Source organism: Pseudomonas sivasensis (assembly GCF_021391435.1).
In the GTDB taxonomy this organism is placed as follows: Bacteria; Pseudomonadota; Gammaproteobacteria; order Pseudomonadales; family Pseudomonadaceae; genus Aquipseudomonas; species Aquipseudomonas sivasensis.
This window is the reverse complement of record NZ_CP090029.1, coordinates 1,602,948-1,618,632: the sequence shown is the minus strand read 5'-3', so window position 1 is coordinate 1,618,632 and position 15,685 is coordinate 1,602,948. Positions and strand designations below refer to the sequence as shown.

Sequence of the window (15,685 nt, the reverse complement as noted above, 5' to 3'; positions counted from 1 at the left end):
GGGAACAGGCTGGCAACACATCAACGACGGGGTAAGAATTGCAGCGGATCTACAGGCTTCCCTTGACGGCGAATCTCAAAGTGCAGTTTCACCCGGTCTGTACCCGTTGAACCCATTTCGGCAATTGTCTGTCCGACTTTGACCTGCTGCCCCTCCCGAACCAACAGCCTGCGGTTATGACCGTAAGCACTGACGTAGGTATCGCTGTGTTTGATGATGACCAGCTCGCCGTAGCCCCGTAAACCACTCCCGGCGTACACCACCGTCCCATCAGACGCAGCTAAAACAGGCTGTCCCAAATCACCGGCGATATCAATGCCTTTATTCAAACTACCGTTTGAAGAGAATTTTCCAATTAATACTCCGTTTGAGGGCCATCCCCAGCCCGTCGGAGCAGGCCCGGCAGGCGGCAACGGCGCGGCTGTTGGCTTGCCTGAGGCCGCCGGGACAGCAGTGCCCGCAGGGCGTGTAATGATGGTGGTTTTGCTAGAAGACGACGGCGAAGATCCTGTGTTTGTCACAACCGTCGTAGGCGTGGAACCGGTGCGACCGTCAAAGCGAATCGTCTGACCCGGATGTATGGTGTAAGGCACAGGAATATTGTTACGAGCTGCTAGTGCCTTGTAATCCCACCCGTAACGGAAGGCGATTGAGAACATCGTGTCGCCTTTGCGCACCACATATTGCCCGGTGGTTACCGTGGGCTTTTGCGGTGCCGCACTATTACGGTCAACGACCCGTGCGCCGCTGCTTGGCGAGCTGGAACAGCCGACCAACAAGGAACCGAAGACAAGGCCAAGCACCAGTCGTTGAAAACTTGTTTTACCCATACGCTGCGCAAGACCTGTGAGACTCACCCGCCGCTCCCTTTGTGGTGGCTGAACATGAATGCCTGTATCAGGCTTGAAATATGTCGCAAGTATAACTGGGCACTGAAGTTTTACCGGCACGCGACTGAAACGAATCATTCAGCGTGTTGAATCACCGCACCTATCATGTTGACTTGATAGACCCCGCCGTAAGACAAATCCCCGCCCGCAGAATTCAGTAGCGTCGAAAATTCGTCAGGCCAGCGGTCCGTTGAGCAACGGAACAAAACGTACGGCGCCCAATACATGCCGGGAAAAACCGTCGTCCTCACGGACAATAAGCATCAATTGTTGCACTTCGCCGGAACCGACCGGGATGACCAGGCGCCCGCCTGGGGCCAATTGGTCGAGCAACGCTTGCGGAACATCGGTGGCCACGGCGGTGACGATAATCCCGTTGTACGGCGCCAGCGCCGGCCAGCCTTCCCAGCCATCGCCCCAGCGAAATACCACGTTGCGCAAGTTCAGCTCCACCAGGCGCTCCTTGGCACGATCTTGCAGCACCTTGATGCGCTCCACCGAGAACACGCGCTCCACCAACTGCGACAGCACGGCGGTCTGGTAGCCGGAACCGGTGCCGATCTCCAGCACCTTGTCCAGCGGGCCCGCCGCCAGCAGCAGCTCGCTCATGCGCGCCACCATGTAGGGCTGGGAGATGGTCTGGTTATGTCCAATCGGCAACGCCGTATCTTCATAAGCGCGATGGGCCAGGGCTTCATCGACAAACAAATGACGAGGGGTGCGGCGGATCACTTCCAACACCTGAGCGTTGGACAACCCCTCTTCATAAAGGCGCTGGATCAAACGCTCACGGGTGCGCTGGGAGGTCATACCGATGCCACGACGCAGCAGGTCGTCTTGTTCACGAGCCATCAGCGCAATCCCTCCAGCCAGACTTCAAGACCACTGAAGGCATCGCTGAAGGTGCGGTCGAATTGCAACGGAGTAATCGACACATAACCCTGCATCACCGCGTGAAAGTCCGTGCCCTCGCCACCGTCTTCGGCATCGCCAGCTGCCGCTATCCAATAGCCTTCCTTGCCACGCGGGTCGACCACCTTCAACGGGGCCGCCGCACGGGCACGGTGGCCAAGACGTGTCAGCTTGATGCCGCGAATGTGATCGAGGGGCAAATTGGGAATATTGACGTTGAGCACCGTGCGCGGCGGCAGGTCCAGGGAGGCATGAGCCTCCACCAACTTGCGTGCGAAATAGGCAGCGGTGGGCAAATTGTCCAGTTGCCGCGAGGCAAACGAAAAAGCGAACGAGGTACGACCCAGAAAGCGCCCTTCAAGCGCTGCCGCCACGGTGCCGGAATACAGCACATCATCGCCCAGGTTGGCGCCGAGGTTGATGCCTGAAACCACCAGGTCCGGCTCTTGATCCAACAGGCTGTTGATCGCCAGGTGCACGCAGTCGGTGGGCGTGCCGTTGACACTGATAAAGCCATTAGCCAGAACCTGCGGGTGCAGGGGACGGTCGAGCGTCAGCGAACTGCTGGCGCCGCTCTTGTCCTGGTCGGGGGCAACCACCACGCACTCGGCATAATCTTCCAGCGCAGCATAGAGCGCAGCAAGACCGGGTGCGGTGGCACCGTCATCGTTTGATATCAGAATACGCATGGGCTGTCCGTCTGCCCCACCGGCACCAGATCAACGAGCTCGCGCACCAAGACAGTGGCGAAGCATCCGGCCGGTAGGACGAATTCCAATTGCAGAATGTCAGGCCCGGGATAATGCCACGTCAACCCGCCAATGGGCAGTCGCAGAATGCGACGTTCCTGGCTCATGCCGGCATTCACCAGCCAATCACGCAGGTCGGCTTCACCGGCGGCAACCGCCTGCTCCAACTCAAACGTGGCGCCCGTCGCCGGAGAATCACCCTCGCCCCACTGCGGGCCGGTGGGGTGCAGATCCAGGATCGCCAGGCGCGGGTCGCTGCACTCAGCCTCACCCGCCGGAAAAAAACTGCGGCTGTCAGTAAACGCCAGCAGATCACCCACTTGCGCACGCTGCCAGGAACCGTCGGCGACGCGCGCCGCCAGTACTTTGTTGAAGAGGAAACTACGCGCCGTAGACAACAACCGCGAACGCACATTGCGCTGCTCCGGCAGGGCCTTGCGCGCCGCCCATCCACGGGCGTCGACAACGTTGCCACCGTCGTGGCCGAAACGCTGGGTGCCGAAATAGTTGGGAATGCCGTGCTGGGCAATCAGTTGCAGGCGCGCGTCGATGGCGGCGATATCACCCACCAGTTGTGTCAGGCGCAACGTGAATCCATTGGCCGCGTGCGCGCCGCGTTGCAGCTTGCGCTTGTGACGGGCAGTCTTGAGGATCTTGAGCGTGTCGTTTTCAGCAGTGCTCATGTCCGGGTCAGCCTTGCCCGGCAGTTGCACGCTGAACCATTGGCGGGTCAGCGCCTGACGGTCCTTGAGACCGGCATAGCTGACGGTGCGCAACGGCACACCGGCGGCCTTGGCGATACGGCGCGCAGCTTCCTCGGTGTTGAGGCCACGTTTTTCCACCCACAGCCAAAGGTGCTCGCCCTCGCCGGTCAGCGGGATATCCAGCACTTCGTCCACCTGAAAATCTTCGGCAGTGGCCTTCAGGACGGCGCTGCCCAAAGCTTCGCCGTAGGCACGCGGGCCCAGCAGTTCCAGATCATTCATGCGCGCAGCAACAAGGCGACGGAGTGCACCGCAATGCCCTCTTCACGACCGGTAAACCCGAGCTTTTCGGTGGTGGTGGCTTTCACGTTCACTTGATCCAATTCAATTTGCAGGTCTGCGGCAATCAGTGCACGCATTGATTCGATATGGGGCGCCATCTTCGGCGCCTGGGCCACGATAGTGTTGTCGACGTTACCGACCTTCCAGCCCTTGGCGTGGATCAGGCTGACCACGTGGCGAAGCAATACACGGCTATCAGCGCCCTTGAAGGTGGGGTCGGTGTCCGGAAAATGCTTGCCGATATCACCCAACGCCACCGCACCGAGCAAGGCATCGCTCAAGGCATGCAAGACAACGTCGCCGTCGGAATGAGCCAGCAACCCATGGTGGTGTGCAATGCGCACGCCGCCCAGGGTGATGAAATCGCCTTCAGCGAAACGGTGCACATCGTAGCCGTGGCCAATACGCATAAAAAAACGCCCCGATTTAATTCAGGGCGTGATTCTACCTACTTTTGCCTCACATTAACCGAGCAAAGCGCGGCCATGGTGTCGCAAATGGTCTTCGATGAAGCTGGCGATGAAGAAGTAGCTGTGGTCATAGCCGGGTTGCAGGCGCAGTTCCAGCGGATGCTTGGCCGCCTTGGCCGCTTGCTGCAAGGCCTCAGGCTTGAGCTGCACCGCGAGGAAATCATCGCGATCGCCCTGATCAACCAGCAAGGGCAGCTTTTCCGAGGCTTCGCTGATCAATGCGCAGGCATCCCATTCACGCCACTTAGAGCGCTCTTCACCCAGGTAACGGGAGAAAGCTTTCTGGCCCCACGGGCAATCCATCGGGTTATTGATAGGCGAAAACGCCGACACCGACAGATAACGCCCGGGGTTGCGCAACGCACACACCAGTGCGCCGTGTCCGCCCATGGAGTGGCCGCTGATACCACGCTTGTCCGAAGCGGGGAAATGCGCTTCAACCAAAGCAGGCAATTCCTGCACCACATAGTCATGCATCCGATAATGCTTGGCCCATGGTTCCTGGGTGGCATTCAGGTAAAAGCCAGCGCCCAGGCCAAAGTCCCAGGCGTTATCCGGATCACCCGGGACACCGGGACCGCGAGGGCTGGTATCCGGCGCCACGATGATCAGCCCCAGCTCGGCGGCCATGCGTTGCGCGCCGGCCTTCTGCATGAAGTTCTCATCGGTGCAGGTCAACCCGGAGAGCCAATACAACACCGGCAGCTTGCCGCCCTGCTCCGCTTGCGGCGGCAGGTAAACGGCGAAGGTCATGTCGCAATCGAGCACATCGGAATGATGCTTGTAGCGTTTATGCCAGCCGCCGAAGCTCTTCTGGCAGGACAGGTTTTCCAGACTCATGGGAGACCTCAGAAGTGGATGACGGTACGAATGCTCTTGCCTTCATGCATCAGGTCAAACGCTTTGTTGATGTCTTCCAGGCCCATGGTATGGGTAATGAACGTGTCCAGCGGGATTTCGCCGGTCTGGGCCATTTCCACGTAGCTTGGCAACTCGCTGCGACCGCGTACGCCGCCGAATGCCGAACCGCGCCAGACGCGACCGGTCACCAACTGGAATGGGCGCGTAGCGATTTCCTGGCCCGCACCGGCCACACCGATGATCACCGACTCGCCCCAACCTTTGTGGCAGCACTCAAGGGCAGCACGCATCAGTTGCACGTTGCCGATGCACTCGAAGGAAAAATCCACACCGCCGTCAGTCAAATCAACAATCACGTCCTGGATCGGGCGATCGTATTCTTTCGGGTTGATGCAGTCGGTGGCGCCCAATTGCTTGGCGATTTCGAACTTGGCCGGGTTGATGTCGATGGCAATGATGCGACCGGCCTTGGCTTTCACCGCGCCAATGATGGCCGACAGACCAATTCCACCGAGACCGAAAATGGCCACGGTGTCGCCCGGTTTGACCTTGGCAGTGTTGATCACCGCGCCAATACCGGTGGTAACGCCACAGCCCAGCAAGCAGACTTTTTCCAGCGGCGCTTCTTTAGGAATCTTGGCCACGGAAATTTCCGGCAGCACGGTGTACTCGGAGAAGGTCGAGGTGCCCATGTAGTGGAAAATCGGCTGACCCTTGTAGGAAAAACGCGTGGTGCCATCTGGCATCAGGCCTTTGCCCTGGGTGGCTCGAATGGCTTGGCACAGGTTGGTCTTGCCCGACAGGCAGAATTTGCACTTGCCACATTCCGGGGTGTACAGCGGGATGACATGGTCGCCGACGGCAACTGAAGTCACACCCTCGCCAATCGCTTCAACCACCGCACCGCCCTCGTGGCCGAGAATCGACGGAAAGATGCCTTCCGGGTCAGCACCCGACAGGGTGTAAGCGTCGGTGTGGCATACGCCGGAGGCCACAACGCGCAGCAGGACTTCGCCAGCCTTGGGCATGGCGACATCCACTTCAACAATCTCAAGGGGTTTCTTGGCTTCGAAGGCGACGGCGGCGCGGGACTTAATCATCCGGTATTTCTCCAGGGCGTTAAAAATTGAGAGGGAGAGTGTAAAACATGGCTTACTGATTAATAATCCAGCCAAAAGCAAAACATTATTGCTGTACAGGGACAATCATGATGTCGGAAAACCGCTGGGAAGGCATCGACGAGTTCGTCGCCGTGGCTGAATGCAGTCAATTTACAGCTGCCGCCGAGCGCCTGGGTGTGTCGTCGTCCCATATCAGTCGCCAGGTCGCACGCTTGGAGGAACGGCTGCAGACACGGTTGCTTTATCGCAGTACACGCAAAGTGACCCTGACCGAAGCCGGACAAACCTTCCTCCAACATTGCCAACGCTTGCAGGACGGCCGCGAAGAGGCATTGCGAGCGGTGGGCGACTTGACCAGCGAGCCAAAAGGCATGTTGCGCATGACGTGCGCCGTGGCTTATGGCGAGCGATTTATCGTGCCTTTGGTGACGCGGTTCATGGGGCTTTACCCGCAGTTGCGGGTGGATATCGAACTGAGCAACCGCCAGCTCGATCTGGTACACGAAGGCCTGGACCTGGCAATTCGCTTGGGGCGCCTCTCAGACTCAAGAATGGTTGCCAGCCGTCTCGCGCCGCGGCGCATGTACTTGTGTGCATCGCCGTCCTATCTCGAACGCTATGGGCGCCCCCATAGCTTGTCGGAATTGAGTCGGCATAACTGCCTGATTGGCAGCTCGGATATCTGGCAACTGGCTCAGGACGGCCGGGAGTTTTCCCAGCGGGTGCAGGGAAACTGGCGTTGCAACAGTGGACAAGCGGTGCTGGATGCTGCATTGCAGGGCATGGGATTGTGCCAACTGCCGGATTATTACGTGCTGGAACATTTGCGCAATGGTGCACTGGTGTCGCTGCTGGAAGCGCATCAGCCGCCGAATACAGCGGTGTGGGCGCTGTATCCGCAGCAACGGCATTTGTCGCCAAAGGTGCGCAGTTTGGTGGATTACCTAAAAGAAGGCCTATCAAACAGGACAGAATACAAAGCCTCTGACCCCTGTTCCCCCATGACTTCATATGATGACCAGCGCTACTGTCAACCCTGACAGTAGTGGGCAAAGATGAATGGTGGTTCCCTACGGTTTCACTGCTGGCGCTGCATCATCAATTTTACGGCGCTGCCCAGTGAGGCCTATCAAGATGACGCAGGGAAACTGCCATGAAAAATGTAAACACCGCAGATATCGAAAAGCAGCTTGAACAGAACATAGCTGCATATAAAAAGCACAACGTCGATTCAGAGGGTTCAGCCGACTTAAGGATCGAAAGTACTGAACGCTATGCGACCAAAGACGCACATTTTTATCAATTCAACAATCATGAAGTGATTCAGATAGGAGTGCCCGCAACAGACCCTGAAGCCCCCGGTCATCCGGTAATCATAGATATTTTTTCTTTTAGCCCACCCTTTGAATCGGGAAGGTTCGATCTCATCACCGGATTCCCCATCCGGCTAAACGTTCACCATCCTTTGCTACGCGACGCCAAAATGAAGCATGGGCACTTGGTACTGACAGTAGAAGATAGACAACTAAATGGCCAACTCAGCTGCGAGTTCACCCATGAACACCTTGAACTTAAAATGAACACGGCATTCGAAATCACAAAACCCTAGGAAGACGACGTATCAATAATCGGTGCTACACGCGACCGGTGCCCATGACAGCGGTATGGGCACTTTCAGGTCAAACATACCGAAGATGAAGACGCTGCCGAGAACGGCGTTTGCCTGGCACAGCCTCTCAGCCAACAATCACTGTCGATTTGCCCAGCGTAACCGTAACCACTCCAGATCCTCGGGCCGGGTCACCTTGATATTGTCCGAACGCCCCTCAATTAACCGCGGCGCCTGACCGGACCATTCCATTGCCGAGGCCTCATCGGTGATGACCGCATCCGCTACCAGGCTATCGGCCAAGGCACGATGCAACGCACCGAGTCGGAACATCTGCGGCGTGTACGCTTGCCAGATCAGGCTGCGGTCGACGGTTTCATCGACACGACCGTGTTTGTCGGCGCGCTTTAGGGTATCGCGGGCCGGGACGGCCAGTAGGCCACCGACAGCATCATCGGCCAGTTCGCTTAACAGTTTGTCGAGATCATCGCGGCTTAAATTGGGCCTGGCGGCGTCGTGCACCAGCACCCAGTCGTCATCGCTCGCGCCCAGGGCATTGAGGTGCAACAGAGCCTTTAGCACCGAACCCGAGCGCTCCGAACCGCCGTCCGCACGCTGTATACGTGGATCAATGGCGCATGCCAGGTTGGGCCAATAAGGGTCATCCATGGCAAGGCTGACCACCAACCCCTTGAGATTGGGGTGGTCGAGAAAACAGTAGAGGCTGTGTTCAAGAATAGTGCGCCCGCCCAGTTGCAAATATTGCTTGGGACGGTCCGCAGCCATACGGGCACCGACGCCCGCGGCGGGAATTACGGCCCAGAAGGCCGGCAAACTGTTGCTCATTGGGCCAACTGGTAGAGGGTTTCGCCCTCCTTGACCATGCCCAGTTCGTGACGAGCCCGCTCTTCAACGGTCTCCGTGCCTTTTTTCAACTCAAGCACTTCAGCGTCCAGGACGCGGTTGCGCTCCAGCAGGATCTCATTTTCGGCGTGCTGTGCAGCAATTTGCTCAGTCAGGTCTTTTACCTGCGCGAAGCTGCCATTACCCACCCACAGGCGGTACTGCAGGCCAGCCAGCAACAAGAGCAAGACGAGGAACAACCAATTGGGACTGCGCATCGAATATCGGGTATCCAGTGAAAAAAGACAGCCATGCATAACTTTTGAAGCAACTGATAGCACGAAGCCTGGAAGAACCAGGCTTGTGCTTGATAGCCATCAGATTAGCGCCGAAATGTTCACTATCGTGAACTTTCCGACGCAATCCGCCGACTTTTTACCATTTACAGATTAGCCGCGAAACTCGCCGCGACCGTTGTACTTGGCTTTGCCAGCCAGTTGCTCTTCGATACGCAGCAATTGGTTGTACTTGGAAACGCGATCGGAACGGCACAGCGAACCGGTCTTGATCTGGCCCGCCGAAGTGCCTACAGCCAGGTCGGCGATGGTCGAATCTTCGGTTTCGCCGGAGCGGTGGGAGATCACGGCGGTGTAGCCCGCAGCCTTGGCCATCTGAATGGCTTCCAGGGTTTCGGTCAAGGTGCCGATCTGGTTGAACTTGATCAGGATCGAGTTGGCGATCTTTTTATCGATGCCTTCTTTCAGGATCTTGGTGTTGGTCACGAACAGATCGTCGCCCACCAATTGGACTTTCTCGCCGATCTTGTCGGTGAGGATTTTCCAGCCGTCCCAATCGGACTCATCCAGGCCGTCTTCGATCGAGATGATCGGATAGCGCTGGGTCAGGCCCTTCAGGTACTCAGCAAAACCTTCGGAGTTGAACACTTGGCCTTCGCCGGACAAATTGTATTTGCCGTCTTCATAGAACTCGCTGGCCGCGCAGTCCAAGGCCAGGGTCACGTCAGTGCCCAGCTTGTAGCCAGCGTTGGCCACGGCTTCGGAAATCACTTTCAGCGCATCTTCGTTGGATGCCAGGTTTGGAGCGAAGCCACCTTCGTCGCCTACAGCAGTGCTCAGGCCACGGGCCTTCAGAACAGCTTTCAGGTGATGGAAAATCTCGGTACCCATGCGCAAGCCTTCGGAGAAGGTCTTGGCGCCAACCGGCTGCACCATGAATTCCTGGATGTCGACGTTGTTATCAGCGTGCTCGCCACCGTTGATGATGTTCATCATCGGCACCGGCATCGAGTAAACACCCGGAGTGCCGTTCAGGTTGGCGATGTGAGCGTACAGAGGCAAGTCCTGGTCCTGGGCAGCAGCCTTGGCAGCGGCCAGGGAGACGGCGAGGATAGCGTTAGCGCCCAGGCTACCTTTGTTTTCGGTGCCGTCGAGCTTGATCATCGCGTGGTCCAGAGCTTTCTGGTCCAGCGGATCCTTGCCCAGCAACAGGTCACGGATCGGGCCGTTAATGTTGGCTACAGCCTTGAGTACACCCTTGCCCAGGTAACGGCTCTTGTCGCCATCACGCAGTTCCAGCGCTTCGCGCGAACCGGTAGAAGCACCGGACGGCGCGCAGGCGCTGCCGATGATGCCGTTATCGAGAAGCACGTCGGCTTCGACGGTGGGGTTGCCACGGGAGTCGAGAACTTCACGACCTTTGATGTCGACGATTTTTGCCATTGTTGTAAACACTCCAAAGTTGACGAAAACGACGCAGCTGAAGGGAAACTTTTGACCGACCGCAAGGGTGGAACAACGGGGCAGGCTTGCAGGCGACAAGGCTCAGGCCCGAGGGCCTGAACAGAAAACGTGGGAAAGTCTACCGGAGAAACGACGCTTACGCGGTCTCTACTGTCGGAAAACTCTTGACCAGTTCGTCCAACTGCTTGAGCTGGGCCAGGAATAGCTCCAGCTTGTCCAGGCGCAGGGCGCATGGACCGTCGCATTTGGCATTATCCGGGTCCGGGTGGCCCTCCAGGAAAAGGCCAGCCAGGGACTGGCTGATGCCGGCCTTGGCCAGGTCCAGCACCTGGGCACGGCGCCCGCCTGCGGAATCGGCGCGACCACCGGGCATTTGCAGCGCGTGGGTCACGTCGAAGAACACGGGGTATTCGAACTGCTTCATGATGCCGAAACCGAGCATGTCCACCACGAGATTGTTGTAGCCGAAGCTCGAACCACGCTCGCAGAGGATCAACTGGTCGTTACCCGCTTCCACACACTTGTTCAGGATGTGCTTCATCTCCTGAGGTGCGAGGAACTGGGCTTTCTTGATATTGATCACTGCGCCGGTCTTAGCCATCGCGACGACCAGATCGGTCTGGCGCGACAGAAAGGCCGGCAACTGGATGATGTCGCACACCTCGGCGACCACGGCAGCCTGTTCAGGCTCGTGGACGTCGGTGATGATCGGCACGCCGAAGGCTTGTTTGATGTCCTGGAAGATCCGCATGCCTTCTTCAAGGCCTGGGCCGCGGTAGGACGTTACGGACGAGCGATTGGCCTTGTCGAAGCTGGCCTTGAACACGTAAGGGATACCCAATTTCTGGGTAACCTTGACGTACTCTTCACAGACCTGCATCGCCATGTCGCGGCTTTCCAGCACGTTCATGCCGCCGAACAGCACCATGGGCTTGTCGTTGGCAATCTCGATGTCGCCTACGCGAATGATCTTCTGGGCCATCAGGTTTACGCCTTCTTCTGATGTTGCGTCAGTGCAGCTTTGACAAAACCGCTGAACAACGGGTGACCGTCGCGTGGAGTCGAGGTGAACTCTGGATGGAACTGGCAAGCGACGAACCATGGATGATCCGGTGCTTCGACCACCTCAACCAGCGCGCCATCACCGGAGCGACCGGAGATTTTCAGGCCGGCTTCTTTGATTTGCGGCAGCAGGTTGTTGTTCACTTCGTAACGGTGACGGTGACGCTCGACGATCACGTCCTTGCCGTAGCAATCGTGAACCAGCGAGCCCGGCTCCAGCAGGCAATCCTGCGCGCCAAGGCGCATGGTGCCGCCCAGGTCGGAGCTTTCGGTACGGGTTTCAACAGCGCCGGTGGCGTCTTCCCACTCGGTAATCAGGCCCACGACCGGGTGACCGCTCTTGCTGTCAAACTCGGTGGAGTTGGCGTCTTTCCAGCCAAGCACGTTGCGGGCGAACTCGATAACCGCCACTTGCATGCCCAGGCAGATACCCAGGTACGGCACCTTGTTCTCACGAGCGTACTGTACGGCGGTGATCTTGCCTTCCACGCCACGCAGGCCGAAACCGCCTGGAACGAGGATTGCGTCAACACCTTCGAGCAGCGCGGTGCCCTGGTTCTCGATGTCTTCGGAGTCTATGTAGCGCAGATTGACCTTGGTACGGTTGCTGATACCCGCGTGGCTCATCGCTTCGATCAGCGACTTGTACGCGTCCAGCAGCTCCATGTACTTGCCGACCATGGCGATGGTGACTTCGTGCTCAGGGTTGAGCTTGGCGTCAACCACAGCTTCCCACTCGGACAGGTCCGCACCGTTGCATTGCAGGCCGAAACGCTCGACCACAAAATCGTCCAGGCCTTGCGAGTGCAGGATGCCCGGGATCTTGTAGATGGTGTCGGCGTCTTCCAGGGCGATCACCGCACGTTCTTCAACGTTGGTGAACTGCGCGATCTTGCGACGCGAGGAAATGTCGATCGGGTGATCGGAGCGGCACACCAGCACGTCCGGCTGCAGGCCGATGGAACGCAGTTCCTTGACCGAGTGCTGCGTAGGCTTGGTTTTGGTTTCGCCAGCGGTGGCGATGTACGGCACCAACGTGAGGTGCATCAGCATCGCGCGCTTGGCGCCGACTTCGAAACGCAACTGGCGGATAGCTTCGAGGAATGGCTGGGATTCGATGTCACCCACGGTGCCACCGATCTCGACCATCGCCACGTCGGCATCGCCTGCACCCTTGATGATGCGGCGCTTGATTTCATCGGTAATGTGCGGAATCACCTGGATGGTTGCACCCAGGTAGTCACCACGGCGCTCTTTGCGCAGAACGTGCTCGTAGACACGGCCGGTGGTGAAGTTGTTGTTCTGGGTCATGGTCGTGCGGATGAACCGCTCGTAGTGGCCCAAGTCCAGGTCGGTCTCGGCGCCGTCGTGTGTGACGAACACTTCACCATGCTGGAACGGGCTCATGGTGCCCGGGTCGACGTTGATGTACGGGTCCAGCTTGAGCATGGTGACTTTAAGCCCCCGCGCCTCCAGGATGGCCGCCAATGAAGCGGAGGCAATGCCTTTCCCCAATGAAGAAACAACACCGCCCGTGACGAATATGTAGCGCGTCATGAAAAACCCTAGAAGTCTGCGTTAAAGCGGTCCGAGCCGCCGGGGAAAGCGAAGAGAGGCCGAAGCCCCCGATCACCAGCATTAATCACAGTGCACCTTTCAAAAAAACCGCCGCGTTGTGACAGACCAGCAGTGAAACACCGGTGCGTTGATCGCTACACATTTTTTGGAATCGCCCAGCAAAGACGGCTTGGTAATCGGCAACTGCTGCGATTCAGGCGAATCCACAGAAGTTGTATCAAGAAGGGAGCGTAGTCTACCGGAAAGGCTCTATCAGCTCAAACCTTGATCGCAGCTCTGTGGCATCCAATGTAATTTCCAGCCATCACTCGGTGAGGCCCAGAGTCCAGTGAGGTTGGGCACGCCGAGCAATTGCTCGCCCTGATACAGCAGCGGCAATCTGCCACGGACGAAGCCCGGCACTCCATGCTCATTGAGCAGGCGCTTCAGGTCACGCCGGCCTCGGCCTGGCACTTCAAGCATTTCACCGCCCTGGCGATAACGGACCTCCAGCGGGACTTCGGGCACCTTGCCGATAATTTCCAGCAGGCCATTGCCGGGTAACTCTAGTGGGTTTTGCGGGCGAGGCCAGCTCACCGACGCGCGGGAAAATTCCGACCAGGCGCGAGACAACCACCAGATGCGTTCGCCACAACGGTGCAATTCTCCATCGGCCAGGCGCCACAAGGGCTGTGCGTCGCCCTTGGCATCGCGTAGGGAATACCAGCCAGCCCAGTGGTCGGTGTCGGGCAACCGGGTCAGCGGCGCCAGCCAATGGCGTAGGACGTTGCGCTGACGGGCATCGGAAAGATCGCGCAGTGGGCCGAGGGCCAATGACGGCAAAGGCAGCCAAGGAAACCGTGAAGGTTGATCCGCGGCTTGTAGGTCCATGCTGGCTAACTCACCCAGCAATGCCTGGGCTTCACCGAAGTGTTCGGCACTGCGGGCCAGGCTGGAGACGGCTTGGGGCCAACGCTCCGTCAGCGTCGGGATCACGCGGTGACGCAGGTAATTACGGGAGAACTGCATGTCGGCGTTGGAAGGGTCTTCGATCCACTTGAGTTGATGTTCATCGGCGTAGGCCACCAGCTCGGTGCGCGAGACATCCAACAACGGCCGCACCAAATGGCCGCCCGCCAATGGACGGTGCACAGGCATTGCCGCCGCCCCCCGCACGCCGGCCCCGCGCAACAGGCGAAACAGCAGGGTTTCAGCCTGATCGTCGCGATGCTGGCCCGTGAGCAACACCTCCCCTGCCCCGATCACCTCGGTAAACGCCCTGTAACGTGCATCACGCGCTGCACGCTCAAGGCTGGCGCCGGGCTGTACCTGCACACGCATTACGCGCAGGGGCACGCCCAGCCTGTCGCAAATGGACTGGCAATGGCTCGGCCAGGTGTCGGCGGCGGATTGCAGGCCATGGTGGACATGGACAGCGCTTAGAGGTGGAAGGGCTTCGGCGTTGGCCAGGAGATGCAGCAGGACAGTGGAATCAAGACCACCAGAGAAGGCGATATGCCAAGCCGGGGCTTTGCGCCAAGGGGCTAGGGCGTGCAGGAGTTTGGCGGATAAAGTCGGTTTCATCACAGGTTACCGCCGCAAATCTGGAATACCCAAGCCAAGCATACACAAAGCAAATGTGGGAGGGGGCTTGCCCCCGATAGCGGAGCATCAGCCAGTGAATACAGTGACTGACACTCAGCAATCGGGGGGCAAGCCCCCTCCCACATTAGTACCGCTGCGGCCTTACAGGCCGTAGCTCATCAGGCGTTCGTAACGACGGGCCAGCAGCGCTTCGTTGTCCAGTTTTTTGAGCATCGCAAGCTGCGAACCCAACTCGGCACGGATAGTCGCGGCGGCAGCAGCCGGATCGCGGTGGGCGCCGCCCAATGGCTCGGCGATCACTTTGTCCACGATACCAAGGCCCTTGAGGCGATCAGCAGTGATGCCCATGGCTTCGGCAGCGTCCGGTGCCTTTTCTGCAGTCTTCCACAGGATCGAGGCGCAACCTTCTGGCGAGATCACCGCGTAGGTCGAATATTGCAGCATGTTCAGTTGGTCGCAGACGCCAATGGCCAATGCACCGCCGGAACCGCCTTCACCAATCACCGTGGCGATGATCGGGGTTTTCAGGCGAGACATGACGCGCAGGTTCCAGGCAATCGCTTCGCTCTGGTTGCGTTCTTCAGCGTCGATACCTGGATATGCACCCGGCGTGTCGATGAAGGTCAAGATCGGCATCTTGAAGCGCTCAGCCATTTCCATCAAACGGCAAGCCTTACGATAGCCTTCCGGACGCGGCATGCCGAAGTTGCGGCGGACTTTCTCGCGCACTTCACGGCCTTTCTGGTGACCAATCACCATTACCGGCTGGTCGTCCAGGCGAGCGATACCGCCCACGATAGCCGCGTCGTCGGAGAAATGGCGATCGCCATGCAACTCGTCGAACTCGGTGAAAATGTGCTGAATGTAGTCCAGGGTGTACGGACGGCGCGGGTGGCGGGCCAGGCGCGCGATCTGCCAGCTGGTCAGCTTGCCGAAGATGTCTTCGGTTAGCGTGCTGCTCTTGTCTTGCAGGCGAGCGATCTCATCGCCGATATTCAGCGAATTGTCATTGCCGACCAGGCGCAGTTCTTCGATCTTGGCTTGCAGGTCAGCGATCGGCTGTTCGAAATCAAGAAAATTCGGGTTCATAAGCGTCCGTCTTGGGTCGACGGCCAGGGAGTGCCTGGCCAGCCGGTTGTCTGTTCGCGCCCTACCTTAAGGGAGAGGCGCGTTCAGGTCGAGATTAAATGTTCAGCCGAG

The 15,685-nt window shown here is 58.5% G+C and carries 16 protein-coding genes; 2 read left to right on the top strand and 14 right to left on the bottom strand.

Going from position 1 to position 15,685, the window contains the following annotated elements:
* Window positions 1-20 precede the first annotated feature (20 nt).
* From LRO94_RS07205 to LRO94_RS07175, 7 genes are all read right to left on the bottom strand, one after another.
* Window positions 21-857 carry a peptidoglycan DD-metalloendopeptidase family protein gene (locus LRO94_RS07205; RefSeq protein ID WP_032891630.1) on the bottom strand — a complete coding sequence of 279 codons (837 nt, stop codon included), beginning with the start codon at window positions 855-857 and terminating at the stop codon, window positions 21-23.
* A 207-nt stretch (window positions 858-1,064) separates the two neighbouring features.
* On the bottom strand, window positions 1,065-1,700 hold the full coding sequence (locus tag LRO94_RS07200) for a protein-L-isoaspartate(D-aspartate) O-methyltransferase (protein ID WP_169899534.1): 636 nt from the start codon (window positions 1,698-1,700) through the stop codon (window positions 1,065-1,067).
* Between the two features lie 41 nt (window positions 1,701-1,741).
* Window positions 1,742-2,491 (bottom strand): 5'/3'-nucleotidase SurE, encoded by a 750-nt coding sequence (gene surE / locus LRO94_RS07195; protein WP_032891631.1) that lies wholly within the window; start codon window positions 2,489-2,491, stop codon window positions 1,742-1,744.
* On the bottom strand, window positions 2,479-3,537 hold the full coding sequence (gene truD / locus LRO94_RS07190; protein ID WP_179179440.1) for a tRNA pseudouridine(13) synthase TruD: 1,059 nt from the start codon (window positions 3,535-3,537) through the stop codon (window positions 2,479-2,481). The genes surE and truD overlap by 13 nt, the downstream gene beginning before the upstream one ends.
* Window positions 3,534-4,007, bottom strand: coding sequence for a 2-C-methyl-D-erythritol 2,4-cyclodiphosphate synthase (ispF, locus tag LRO94_RS07185; RefSeq protein WP_179179441.1), 474 nt, complete (start codon window positions 4,005-4,007; stop codon window positions 3,534-3,536). Before ispF ends, truD begins: the two co-directional genes overlap by 4 nt.
* A 54-nt stretch (window positions 4,008-4,061) precedes the next feature.
* Window positions 4,062-4,907 (bottom strand): S-formylglutathione hydrolase, encoded by an 846-nt coding sequence (gene fghA, locus LRO94_RS07180; RefSeq protein WP_179179442.1) that lies wholly within the window; start codon window positions 4,905-4,907, stop codon window positions 4,062-4,064.
* An 8-nt stretch (window positions 4,908-4,915) separates the two neighbouring features.
* The gene (locus tag LRO94_RS07175; RefSeq protein WP_032891635.1) at window positions 4,916-6,028 is read right to left on the bottom strand and encodes an S-(hydroxymethyl)glutathione dehydrogenase/class III alcohol dehydrogenase; all 1,113 of its coding nucleotides are present in this window, start codon (window positions 6,026-6,028) and stop codon (window positions 4,916-4,918) included.
* Window positions 6,029-6,138: 110 nt separating this feature from the next.
* Here LRO94_RS07175 and LRO94_RS07170 point away from each other — a divergent pair, with 110 nt between their 5' ends.
* On the top strand, window positions 6,139-7,089 hold the full coding sequence (locus tag LRO94_RS07170; protein WP_179180092.1) for a LysR substrate-binding domain-containing protein: 951 nt from the start codon (window positions 6,139-6,141) through the stop codon (window positions 7,087-7,089).
* Between the two features lie 113 nt (window positions 7,090-7,202).
* A complete protein-coding gene (locus LRO94_RS07165) occupies window positions 7,203-7,658 on the top strand; it encodes a hypothetical protein (RefSeq protein ID WP_179179443.1) in 456 nt (151 codons plus the stop codon).
* Between the two features lie 138 nt (window positions 7,659-7,796).
* Here the strand turns inward: LRO94_RS07165 and ispD are convergent, their stop codons facing one another.
* The 7 genes from ispD to LRO94_RS07130 form a co-directional block, all read right to left on the bottom strand.
* Complete coding sequence (ispD, locus tag LRO94_RS07160) at window positions 7,797-8,504, bottom strand: 2-C-methyl-D-erythritol 4-phosphate cytidylyltransferase (RefSeq protein WP_179179444.1); 708 nt, start codon at window positions 8,502-8,504, stop codon at window positions 7,797-7,799.
* Entirely contained in the window at window positions 8,501-8,779 is a 279-nt protein-coding gene (gene ftsB, locus LRO94_RS07155; RefSeq protein ID WP_003231201.1) for a cell division protein FtsB, read from the bottom strand. Before ftsB ends, ispD begins: the two co-directional genes overlap by 4 nt.
* A 171-nt stretch (window positions 8,780-8,950) precedes the next feature.
* Window positions 8,951-10,240 (bottom strand): phosphopyruvate hydratase, encoded by a 1,290-nt coding sequence (eno, locus tag LRO94_RS07150; RefSeq protein ID WP_032891640.1) that lies wholly within the window; start codon window positions 10,238-10,240, stop codon window positions 8,951-8,953.
* Window positions 10,241-10,397: 157 nt separating this feature from the next.
* Window positions 10,398-11,243, bottom strand: a complete 846-nt coding sequence (kdsA, locus tag LRO94_RS07145; RefSeq protein ID WP_179179445.1) for a 3-deoxy-8-phosphooctulonate synthase — start codon at window positions 11,241-11,243, stop codon at window positions 10,398-10,400.
* 5 nt (window positions 11,244-11,248) lie between these two features.
* Window positions 11,249-12,880, bottom strand: coding sequence for a CTP synthase (locus tag LRO94_RS07140; RefSeq protein WP_032891641.1), 1,632 nt, complete (start codon window positions 12,878-12,880; stop codon window positions 11,249-11,251).
* A gap of 273 nt (window positions 12,881-13,153) precedes the next feature.
* Window positions 13,154-14,464: a tRNA lysidine(34) synthetase TilS gene (gene tilS, locus LRO94_RS07135; RefSeq protein WP_179179446.1), complete on the bottom strand. Its 1,311-nt coding sequence runs from the start codon at window positions 14,462-14,464 to the stop codon at window positions 13,154-13,156.
* A gap of 162 nt (window positions 14,465-14,626) precedes the next feature.
* Window positions 14,627-15,574: an acetyl-CoA carboxylase carboxyltransferase subunit alpha gene (locus tag LRO94_RS07130; RefSeq protein ID WP_003172288.1), complete on the bottom strand. Its 948-nt coding sequence runs from the start codon at window positions 15,572-15,574 to the stop codon at window positions 14,627-14,629.
* Window positions 15,575-15,685 lie beyond the last annotated feature (111 nt).